Annotated in this window: 12 protein-coding genes and 1 pseudogene; 10 read left to right on the plus strand and 3 right to left on the minus strand. The window is 72.1% G+C overall.

Translation table 11 applies throughout. From position 1 onward, the window contains the following. The first annotated feature begins 119 nt into the window (after positions 1-119). From ACZ7GJ_RS01155 to ACZ7GJ_RS01170, 4 genes are read left to right on the plus strand one after another with little or no spacing between them, the layout of a single operon-like run. A complete protein-coding gene (locus tag ACZ7GJ_RS01155; RefSeq protein WP_470748162.1) occupies positions 120-962 on the plus strand; it encodes a nitrilase-related carbon-nitrogen hydrolase in 843 nt (280 codons plus the stop codon). Next, positions 959-2,254, plus strand: a complete 1,296-nt coding sequence (locus tag ACZ7GJ_RS01160) for an aspartate aminotransferase family protein (RefSeq protein WP_470748164.1) — start codon at positions 959-961, stop codon at positions 2,252-2,254. Before ACZ7GJ_RS01155 ends, ACZ7GJ_RS01160 begins: the two co-directional genes overlap by 4 nt. Before the next feature lie 17 nt (positions 2,255-2,271). Then, a complete protein-coding gene (gene hydA, locus ACZ7GJ_RS01165) occupies positions 2,272-3,672 on the plus strand; it encodes a dihydropyrimidinase (protein ID WP_470748166.1) in 1,401 nt (466 codons plus the stop codon). 22 nt (positions 3,673-3,694) lie between these two features. Beyond that, positions 3,695-4,696, plus strand: coding sequence for a TIGR03842 family LLM class F420-dependent oxidoreductase (locus tag ACZ7GJ_RS01170; protein ID WP_470748168.1), 1,002 nt, complete (start codon positions 3,695-3,697; stop codon positions 4,694-4,696). 81 nt (positions 4,697-4,777) lie between these two features. Here the strand turns inward: ACZ7GJ_RS01170 and ACZ7GJ_RS01175 are convergent, their stop codons facing one another. Further along, positions 4,778-5,017 (minus strand): DUF6479 family protein, encoded by a 240-nt coding sequence (locus ACZ7GJ_RS01175; RefSeq protein WP_470748170.1) that lies wholly within the window; start codon positions 5,015-5,017, stop codon positions 4,778-4,780. 118 nt (positions 5,018-5,135) lie between these two features. On the opposite strand from ACZ7GJ_RS01175, the gene ACZ7GJ_RS01180 reads away from it, so the two are divergent. The 4 genes from ACZ7GJ_RS01180 to ACZ7GJ_RS01195 are packed head-to-tail and all read left to right on the plus strand — an operon-like array spanning position 5,136 to position 7,504. Continuing rightward, on the plus strand, positions 5,136-5,678 hold the full coding sequence (locus ACZ7GJ_RS01180) for a hypothetical protein (RefSeq protein WP_470748172.1): 543 nt from the start codon (positions 5,136-5,138) through the stop codon (positions 5,676-5,678). Between the two features lies 1 nt (position 5,679). After that, entirely contained in the window at positions 5,680-6,237 is a 558-nt protein-coding gene (locus ACZ7GJ_RS01185; RefSeq protein ID WP_470748174.1) for a hypothetical protein, read from the plus strand. A 15-nt stretch (positions 6,238-6,252) separates the two neighbouring features. Further along, the gene (locus ACZ7GJ_RS01190) at positions 6,253-7,287 is read left to right on the plus strand and encodes an NAD-dependent epimerase/dehydratase family protein (RefSeq protein ID WP_470748175.1); all 1,035 of its coding nucleotides are present in this window, start codon (positions 6,253-6,255) and stop codon (positions 7,285-7,287) included. Positions 7,288-7,321: 34 nt separating this feature from the next. After that, a complete protein-coding gene (locus ACZ7GJ_RS01195) occupies positions 7,322-7,504 on the plus strand; it encodes a hypothetical protein (protein WP_470748176.1) in 183 nt (60 codons plus the stop codon). A gap of 27 nt (positions 7,505-7,531) precedes the next feature. Here the strand turns inward: ACZ7GJ_RS01195 and ACZ7GJ_RS01200 are convergent, their stop codons facing one another. Both ACZ7GJ_RS01200 and ACZ7GJ_RS01205 read right to left on the minus strand, forming a co-directional pair. Next, positions 7,532-7,720: a DUF6381 family protein gene (locus ACZ7GJ_RS01200; RefSeq protein WP_365925160.1), complete on the minus strand. Its 189-nt coding sequence runs from the start codon at positions 7,718-7,720 to the stop codon at positions 7,532-7,534. A gap of 104 nt (positions 7,721-7,824) precedes the next feature. Then, complete coding sequence (locus tag ACZ7GJ_RS01205) at positions 7,825-8,670, minus strand: ribonuclease BN (RefSeq protein ID WP_470748177.1); 846 nt, start codon at positions 8,668-8,670, stop codon at positions 7,825-7,827. A gap of 110 nt (positions 8,671-8,780) precedes the next feature. On the opposite strand from ACZ7GJ_RS01205, the gene ACZ7GJ_RS01210 reads away from it, so the two are divergent. After that, a complete protein-coding gene (locus ACZ7GJ_RS01210; protein WP_470748179.1) occupies positions 8,781-9,314 on the plus strand; it encodes a type 1 glutamine amidotransferase domain-containing protein in 534 nt (177 codons plus the stop codon). 108 nt (positions 9,315-9,422) lie between these two features. After that, positions 9,423-9,887 (plus strand): annotated as a pseudogene (locus tag ACZ7GJ_RS01215) (SRPBCC family protein); the annotation flags it as partial. Between the last annotated feature and the right edge of the window lie 242 nt (positions 9,888-10,129).

The raw sequence follows: 10,129 nt of genomic DNA on the forward strand, positions 1-10,129 counted from the left end.
CGACTACTCCAACCGCGCAAGGCGCTCTTGCCCCACGCCGTGGCGAGGCCTACGTTCTACTCCCTACGCACACCGTCTACGTGCGTAGAAGTCGGTGTTCCCGTCGCGAGGAGCAGCTCATGGCCCAAGTCGTCCGCGCCGCACTGGTCCAGGCCACCTGGACCGGAGACACCGAGTCGATGATCGCCAAACACGAGGAGCACGCCCGCCGGGCGGCCGCCCAGGGCGCGAAGGTCATCGGGTTCCAAGAGGTGTTCAACGCCCCCTACTTCTGTCAGGTCCAGGAGCCCGAGCACTACCGCTGGGCCGAGGCCGTCCCCGACGGCCCGACCGTCCGGCGGATGCAGGAACTCGCCCGCGAGACCGGCATGGTGATCGTCGTCCCGGTCTTCGAGCTGGAGTCCGAGGGCTTCTACTACAACACCGCCGCCGTCATCGACGCCGACGGCAGCTACCTGGGCAAGTACCGCAAGCACCACATCCCCCAGGTCAAAGGCTTCTGGGAGAAGTACTACTTCCGCCCGGGCAACCTCGGCTGGCCCGTCTTCGACACCGCCGTCGGCCGCATCGGCGTCTACATCTGCTACGACCGCCACTTCCCCGAGGGATGGCGCGCACTGGGCCTCGCCGGAGCCCAGTTGGTCTACAACCCCTCCGCCACCTCCCGGGGCCTGTCCGCGTACCTGTGGCAGCTGGAACAGCCCGCCTCCGCCGTCGCCAACGAGTACTTCGTAGCGGCCATCAACCGGGTCGGCCAGGAGGAGTACGGGGACAACGACTTCTACGGCACCAGCTACTTCGTCGACCCGCGCGGCCAGTTCGTCGGGGACGTCGCCAGCGACAAGGAGGAGGAACTCCTCGTCCGCGACCTCGACTTCGACCTGATCAAGCAGGTCCGCGACCAGTGGGCCTTCTACCGCGACCGCCGCCCCGACGCCTACGGAGGGCTCGTACAGCCGTGACCAACCCGACTCCCCTGCACAGTCGCCACCGCTCCGTCCTGCCCGACTGGCTCGCGCTCTACTACGACCGTCCCATCGAGCTCACCCACGGCGAGGGCCGCCACGTCTGGGACGCCGACGGCAACCGCTACCTCGACTTCTTCGGCGGCATCCTCACCACGATGACCGCGCACGCGCTGCCCGAGGTCACCAAGGCCGTCGCCGAACAGGCCGGCCGGATCATCCACTCCTCGACGCTCTACCTCAACCGGCCGATGATCGAGCTGGCCGAGCGGGTCGCCGCGCTGTCCGGGATCCCCGACGCACGGGTCTTCTTCACCACCTCCGGCACCGAGGCCAACGACACCGCCCTGCTGCTCGCGACGACGTACCGCCGCTCCAACCAGATCCTGGCGATGCGCAACAGCTACCACGGCCGGTCCTTCTCCACCGTCTCCATCACCGGCAACCGCGGCTGGTCCCCTACGAGCCTGTCGCCGCTCCAGACGTACTACGTCCACGGCGGTGTGCGCACCCGGGGGCCCTTCGCGGCGCTGTCCGACGCCGAGTTCACCGCCGCGGCCGTCGCGGACCTGGAAGACGTCCTCGGCCAGGCCCGCGGCGGGGTCGCCGCGCTGATCGCCGAGCCGATCCAGGGCGTCGGCGGCTTCACCTCGCCGCCCGACGGCCTGTACGGGGCGTTCCGCCAGGTGCTCGACCGGCACGGCATCCTCTGGATCAGCGACGAGGTGCAGACCGGCTGGGGGCGCACGGGCGACAACTTCTGGGGCTGGCAGGCACACGCCCAGAACGGCCCGCCGGACATCCTCACCTTCGCCAAGGGCATCGGCAACGGCATGTCCATCGGCGGGGTCGTGGCCCGCGCCGAGGTGATGAACTGCCTGGACTCCAACTCCATCTCCACCTTCGGCGGTTCCCCGGTCACCATGGCGGCCGGCGTCGCGAACCTGGCGTACCTGCTGGAGCACGACCTCCAGGGCAACGCCCGCCGCGTCGGCGGCCTGCTGCTGGAGCGGCTGCGCGCCATCGCCGCCACCGTGCCCGGCGTACGGGAGGTCCGCGGCCGGGGCCTGATGGCCGGACTGGAGCTGACCCGGCCCGGCACCGACCAGGCCGACCCGGACGCGGCCGCCGCCGTCCTGGAGGCCGCCCGCGCGGGCGGGCTGCTGCTCGGCAAGGGCGGCGGGCACAACACCAGCGTGCTGCGCATCGCGCCGCCCCTCTCCCTCACCGTCGCCGAGGCGGAAGAGGGCGCCGAGATCCTCGAACAGGCCCTGAGCGTCCTCAACTAGCCACGGGGGAGCCGAACATGAGCATCCGCACCCTGATCAGCGGCGGTCTCGTCATCACCGCCGCCGACGAACTGCACGCCGACGTCCTGATCGAGGACGGACGCGTGGCCGCTCTCGCCGCGCACGGCTCGGCCGCCGCCGCGGCCTGGACGGCCGATCGTACGATCGACGCGAGCGGGAAGTACGTCATCCCCGGCGGGGTCGACGCGCACACCCACATGGAGCTCCCCTTCGGCGGTACCTCCGCCTCGGACACCTTCGAGACCGGGACCCGGGCCGCCGCCTGGGGCGGCACCACCACCATCGTGGACTTCGCCGTGCAGGGCGTCGGCCGCTCGCTGCGCGAGGGGCTCGACGCCTGGTACGCCAAGGCGGACGGCCAGTGCGCCATCGACTACGCCTTCCACATGATCCTCTCGGACGTCAACGAGCACACCCTGAAGGAGATGGACCTCCTCGTCGAGGAAGGCGTCAGCTCCTTCAAGCTGTTCATGGCGTATCCGGGGGTCTTCTACTCGGACGACGGCCAGATCCTGCGCGCGATGCAGCGGGCCTCCGACAACGGCGGGCTGATCATGATGCACGCCGAGAACGGCATCGCGATCGACGTCCTCGTCGAACAGGCCCTGGCGCGCGGGGAGACCGACCCCCGCCACCACGGCGAGGTCCGCAAGGTGCTCCTGGAGGCCGAGGCCACCCACCGCGCGATCCAGCTCGCGCGCGTGGCCGGCTCCCCGTTGTACGTGGTCCACGTCTCGGCGCAAGAGGCGGTCGCCGAACTCGCCGCCGCCCGGGACAAGGGCCTGCCGGTCTTCGGCGAGACTTGCCCGCAGTACCTCTTCCTCTCCACGGACAACCTCGAAGAGCCGGACTTCCAGGGCGCCAAGTACGTCTGCTCCACCCCGCTGCGGCCGCGCGAGCACCAGGCCGCGCTGTGGCGGGGCCTGCGGACGAACGACCTCCAGGTGGTCTCCACCGACCACTGCCCCTTCTGCTTCCGCGGCCAGAAGGAATTGGGCCGGGGTGATTTCTCCAAGATCCCCAACGGTCTCCCCGGGGTGGAGAACCGCATGGACCTGCTCCACCAGGCCGTCCTGGACGGGCACATCAGCCGCCGCCGCTGGATCGAGATCGCCTGCGCGAGCCCGGCCCGGATGTTCGGCCTCTACCCGCAGAAGGGCACGATCGCGCCGGGCTCCGACGCCGACATCGTCCTCTACGATCCGCACGCCGAGCAGGTCATCTCCGCCGAGACGCACCACATGAACGTGGACTACTCGGCGTACGAGGGCAAGCGGATCACCGGACGCGTCGACACCGTGCTCTCGCGCGGCGAACTCGTCGTCGACCGGCGCGAGTACACCGGCCGGGCCGGGCACGGGGCCTTCATCCACCGCTCCACCTGCCAGTACCTGTAAGCACGCGATAGGAGCCGCCCGCATGGACTTCGGCCTCGTCCTCCAGACCGACCCGCCCGCCTCCCAGGTCGTCAGCCTCATGAAACGCGCGGAGCGCAACGGCTTCCGCTACGGCTGGACCTTCGACTCGGCCGTGCTGTGGCAGGAGCCCTTCGTCGTCTACAGCCAGATCCTGGCCAACACGCAGAAGCTGCACGTCGGCCCGATGGTCACCAACCCGGGCACCCGCACCTGGGAGGTGACCGCCTCCACCTTCGCGACCCTGAACGACATGTACGGCAACCGCACGGTGTGCGGGATCGGGCGCGGGGACTCGGCGATGCGGGTGGCCGGGAGGGCGCCGAACACCCTCGCCCGCCTCGGCGAGGCCATCGACGTCATCCGCGACCTCGCCGAGGGCCGTGAGGCGCTGGTGGACGGCAACCCGATCCGCATCCCGTGGATCAAGGACGGGAAACTGCCCGTCTGGATGGCGGCGTACGGGCCGAAGGCGCTGGCCCTGGCCGGGCAGAAGGCGGACGGGTTCATCCTCCAGCTGGCCGACCCCTACCTCACGGAGTGGATGATCAAGGCGGTCCGGCAGGCTGCCGTGGAAGCCGGCCGCGATCCCGCCGCGATCACCATCTGCGTGGCGGCCCCGGCGTACGTGGGCGAGGACCTCGCGCACGCCCGCGACCAGTGCCGCTGGTTCGGCGGCATGGTCGGCAACCACGTCGCCGACCTCGTCTCCCGCTACGGCGAGCACTCCTCCATGGTCCCGGACGAGCTCACCGAGTACGTCAAGGCCCGCCAGGGCTACGACTACAGCCACCACGGCCGCGCCGGAAACCCCTCGGCCGACTTCGTCCCCGACGAGATCGTCGACCGCTTCTGCCTCCTGGGCCCCGCCGAAGCCCACATCGAGAAGCTCCGCGCCCTGCGCGCCCTCGGCGTAGACCAGTTCGCCGTCTACGACATGCACGACGCGAAGGAGGCCACGATCGACGCGTACGGGGCCGACATCATCCCCGCGCTCAACGCCTGACGCCGCCGGCCCCGACGGCTCGCGGGACACCCCGGCGGGCCGCTGACGCGTGTGCTGCCGGGTGTCTCAGGCGGGTGGCGGTCAAGGGCGCGGGCGGGTGTCGGGGCCGTTCGCGGGGTCGTCGGGCGTCTGCCAGGAACCCTGGCGGGCCCGGGCCGCGGGGTTCTGGTCCGAGGGCTGCGCGCCAGGGTCCCTGCGGGCCGCCGCGCGCCTGCTGCCGTACCAGAACGCGCAGATCAGCAGCGCGGCGACGACCACGCCGGCCAGGATCAGCAAGAGGGACGGGGAACCGGAGGCCGCGAGGGGCAGTGAGGCGATCACGGGCCGCGTCTACCCGCGGTCCCGGGCTTTGCACCCCGGGGTTTGTGGCGGGCGGTCGCGGGCACGCGCCATCCGAATCGGAGAGCCGATGCAACGGCCCCGGAAGTGGAGGCCCGCCATGTCAACGAGCACGCTCGTCGCGATCCTCGTCCCGTCGGCGCTCGTACTGACCGCCCTCGTGGTCGGACTGTGGATGCTCTCGCGCCGACGGCACCTGCGCCGCCGGTTCGGTCCCGAATACGACCGCGCCGTCGAAGCGGAAGGCGGGCACATGGCCGCCGACCAGGAGCTGCGCGCACGGGAGCAGCGCCACGACTCCTTCGACATCAAGGAGTTGTCCCCCGAAAGCAGGGCCCGGTACGCCAGCGACTGGCACGCGGTGCAGGAACGCTTCGTGGACCGGCCGGAAGGGGCGGTCGCCCAGGCCGACGAGCTGGTGTCCCGCCTGATGCGCGAACGCGGCTACCCCGCCGAGAACTACGGCGGACGGGTACGCGACCTCTCGGTCGACCACGGCCGCACGCTCCAGCACTACCGGGCCGCTCACGACGTCAACGTGCGCACCGGCGACGGACAGGTCACGACGGAGGAGCTGCGCGGGGCCATGGTGCACTACCGGGCCCTGTTCGAGGAGCTGCTCGCCCCCCAAGGAGGTCGATGACATGCAGGAACGAGAGAACGACCAGGGCATCAGCCGGACCGGCGAGGGAGACGGCCCGACCACCGAGAGCCTGGCCCGCGGCGGCCGGCCCCGTGAGCCGGCCGTGTACCCGGGCGACGCCACCGCCGACTGGGACGACAACTCCGGGGACGAGCGGGAGGACGAGCGGGAGGACGTGGGCGAGGACATGCGCCCAGGCGAGGACGTCCGCCAAGGCGACGACGTCCGCGAGGGTGACGACGTCCGCGAGGGTGACGAGACCCGCGAGGCCGCCCAGGACACCGCGGCCGACGAGGAACCGCTGCTGCCCGCCGGCGAGGCCGAAGAGCTGCGCCGCCGCTGGAGCGAGGTCCAGGGCCGGTTCGTGGACGACCCGCAGGCGGCCGTCAGCTCGGCCGACCAGCTCGTCGCCGAGGTGATGCAGACGCTCGCGGGAACCTTCTCCACCCGCAAGCAGGAACTGGAGGGCCAGTGGAGCCAGGGCCATGCGGCCACGGACGACCTGCGCCTCGCGCTCCAGCAGTACCGGTCGTTCTTCAACCGCCTGCTGGCCACCTAGCGGATCGGACGCGCAATGAACGCCCACCTCAACGGCCCGGGAGCGGTCGTCGTCACCGGAGCCACCGGCAACGCCGGCACCAGCGTGGTACGGGCCCTGGCAGCCGACCCCACGATCACCGACGTACTCGGCGTCGCCCGCAGGCTGCCGGACCTGCGCATCCCGGGCGTGCGCTGGGCCGCGGCCGACATCGACCCCGGCCGCGGCGGGCTGACCGAGCTCTTCGAGGGCGCGCACGCCGTCGTCCACCTCGCCTGGAGGTTCCAGCCCACTCACGACCCGGTCGCCACCTGGCGGACCAACGTGCTGGGCAGCATCCGGGTCTTCGAGGCCTGCGCCCGGGCCGGCGTACGGGTCCTGGTGCACGCCTCGTCCGTGGGCGCGTACTCACCGGGCCCCGACGACGGACGCCCCGTCGACGAGTCCTGGCCCACCCACGGCTGGCCGGGCGCCGCCTACACCCGCGAGAAGGCCTACCTGGAGCGCTACCTGGACGGCTTCCAGCTCGCCCACCCCGACATCCGGCTGGTCCGGATGCGACCGGCGTTCCTCTTCAAGGAGGAGTCGGCGAGCGAACAGCGCCGGATCTTCGCCGGCCCGCTCCTGCCCTGGCGCCTGATCCGGCCGGGCCTGCTGCCCGCGCTCCCCGCCGTGTCCGGCCTGCGGTTCCAGGCCCTGCACACCGACGACGCCGCCGAGGCCTACCGCGCAGCGGTCGTACGCCCGGTCCGCGGCCCGTTCAACCTGGTGGCCGACCCGGTGCTGGACACCGCCGCCATCGCCCGCCTCCTGCACACCCGTACGGTGCCGCTCCCCGCGGGCGCCGCCCGCGCCGCGCTCGCCGCGGCCTGGCGCATGCACCTCGTTCCGGCCGCCCCCGGACTGCTCGACGCCGTCCTGCGCCTGCCCCTGCTCGACGCCGGGCGGGCACGCGAGGAACTGGGCTGGGCGCCGTCCACCACCGCCACCGAGGCCGTCGCGGAGTTCCTCGAAGGCCTCCACCGCGGAGCCGGTGCCGATACCCCGCCCCTGGCCCCCGCGGCAGCGTGAGCGGGCGTAGCCGTCGACCGAAGGAGCAATTGCCATGAAGGGTATGGATCACAAGCGCCAGGAGCCCGGTATCGGCCGCGAGGAGCAGGTGCAGGAGCACCCCGGCCCGGACCCGGTGCACCCCGAGGCCAGCAAGCCGGTGCCCGGACGGACCCCCGAGGAGCTGAGGCGGCGGCAGGAGCGGGCCATGACCCGCGAGCACGACGACGACACGTGATGACGGCCGGGCGGCCCTACACGGGCCCTACATGGGGTCCATGGTCCCGCTGCCCGGGCCGTTCTGCTGCTCGCTCTTCTCACGGATGCGCATGGCCTTGTCCCTCAGCCGCTGCCGTTCCGCGGGATCCGTCGCGCGCTGGGCCGCCTGCTCCAGCTCCTCGGCCTTGTCGCGCATCTCCCGGGCTCGTTCGCTCGGCCCGCTGTTGTTGCTCATGACCGGTCCTCGGGTGGGGGTGGGGGGGGAAGTGTGGTCACCCCAAGCCAAACAGCACCCGGTCGGGCCCGCCACCCAGGCCGTCCAGCCGGGGCGAAGGGGCCTCAGCCGTCCCGGTCCGCCGCCGCCGGGGTCGGGCGTCGCGCCCGCTCGTCGTTCAGCAGCCTGCCGACGAGCGCGCCGCCGAACACGACCACGCCGACGGCGAGGAGCCAGGACTGGATGACGAGGACCGTGCCGAAGGGACCGTAGGTGACGGCGCTGGACGCGATCAGCGGCGAGAAGACGAGGCGGGAGAAGACCCGCAGGCCGAACAGTCCGAGCATGGTGGCGACCGCGCCGGGCAGCAGGGCCGGCCAGGGCACTCGGCCCGCCAGCAGCAGGTGCTGGGACCACCAGAAGAACAGGGTGCCGATCACGACCGTGACGAAGCCGCGGGCGGGGGAGTCGCGCCAGGGCGGGGAGACCGCCGACAGGTAGAGCACTCCGATCAGTACGCCGAGCCACAGCACGTGGCGCCACCCGGCCCGCCAGCGGGCCGGGGGCAGGTCCCAGATGCTCTCGTAGCCGTTCTGCAGAGCGGTCCCGAAGGACAGGCCGAACAGGGTCAGCAACGCGAGGCCGAACGCCGTCGTGGTCCGCCAGGCCTGGCCGGGCAGGGCGAAGAGCCGCTCGATCTCCAGCCGGGCCGACTCCGATACGCCGAGCCCGTCCCCGAGCCACTGCGCGAAACCCTGCCCGTTGGCTGCGTCGGCCGCCGATACGACGATCAGCAGCGGCACCAGCGTGAGGAACCCGAGGGCGGCGAACCCGAGCGAGCGCTGCCACAGCGCCAGTTCGCGCACACGCCCCCAGCGGCGGCCGGCCCGGGTACGGCGGACCACGCTGAGCACCCGCCTGACCGGCGACAGCCACCGGGGCCCCTCGGGGCCGCTCGTTGCGGCACTCATGCCTGGCGGCTGTCCCGGAGCTGCCGTCCCAAACCCGCCGGACATCCTTCGTCCGTCCGGCATGGAGCCGGACGGACCGGGCAGGCGCGATGGGAAGGGACGTGAGTACGGTGCGCATCGCATTTCTGACCGCGCCCCAAGGGGTCGAGGAGGTCGAACTGACCAGGCCCTGGAAGGCGGTCCTCGGGGCCGGCTGGACCCCGCGGCTGGTCTCGACGAAACCGGGGGAGGTCCAGGCGATGCACCACCTGGACAAGGCCGGCACGTACCCGGTCGACCGGGTCCTGACCGGCCGTACGGACGAGAGCTTCGACGCCCTCGTCCTGCCGGGGGGACTGGCGAACCCCGACGCGCTGCGGATGAGCGGGACCGCGGTCGACTTCACGCGCGGCTTCTTCGAGGCCGGCCGGCCGGTGGCGGCGATCTGCCATGCGCCCTGGCTGCTGGTCGAGGCCGATGTCGTCCGTGGCCGGACGCTGACCTCGTGGCCCAGCCTGGCCACCGACATCCGCAACGCGGGCGGCACCTGGGTGGACGAGCAGGTCCACGTCTGCCGGGCGGGCCCCAGCACCCTGGTCACCAGCCGCAGGCCGGCCGACCTGGACGCGTTCTGCGAGGCGTTCCTGACCGTCTTCGGCGCCTGACGCTGCGCTACGGGCGTGCGATGCCCGGTACGGATTGAAGCGGGGCAGGGCGGGCAGGCGCGTTTCGGCCGGCGAGCGGCCGGCCCGATCCCAGGGAGATGACACCCCGTGAGCATGGTGAAGGAAACGATCGACATCGATGTTCCTGTGGGCAGCGTCTACAACCAGTGGACGCAGTTCGAGGAATTCCCGCGCTTCATGGAAGGCGTGGAGGAGGTCCGCCAGATCGACGACAGCCACTGCCACTGGCGTACCAAGGTGGCGGGTGCCGCACGCGAATTCGACACGGAGATCGTGGACCAGCTGCCCGACGAGCGGATCTCGTGGCGCTCGGTGAGCGGTGACGTGCACCAGAAGGGGGTCGTGACGTTCCAGCGCCTGGACGACGCCCACACCCGGGTCAGCCTGGCGATGGACTTCGATCCCCAGGGCATGGCGGAGAAGGCCGGGGACGCGATGGGAGTGCTGGACCGGCGGGTCAAGGGCGACCTCAAGCGGTTCAAGGGCTTCATCGAGGAGCGCGGCCGGGAGAGCGGCGCCTGGCGCGGGCGGATCACCCCCGCGGACGCGGGCGGGTCCACCTCCGGCGGGGCGGGACTGCGGCGCGGCGCCGGACCGCCCGAGATGCCGACGCCGTCCGGCCGCACCCCCATGGGTACGACGGCCGAGGTGCCCCTCACCGACCCGGACGACACGGGCCGCGCCTGACCCCTCCGCCGCCCCGGGGGGGGGGGGGGGGGGGGGGGGGGGGGGGGGGGGGGGGGGGGGGGGGGGGGGGGGGGGGGGGGGGGGGGGGACGCTTCATTTAGGGGGCA

The sequence above is a fragment of the Streptomyces sp. NPDC037242 genome (assembly GCF_055604165.1).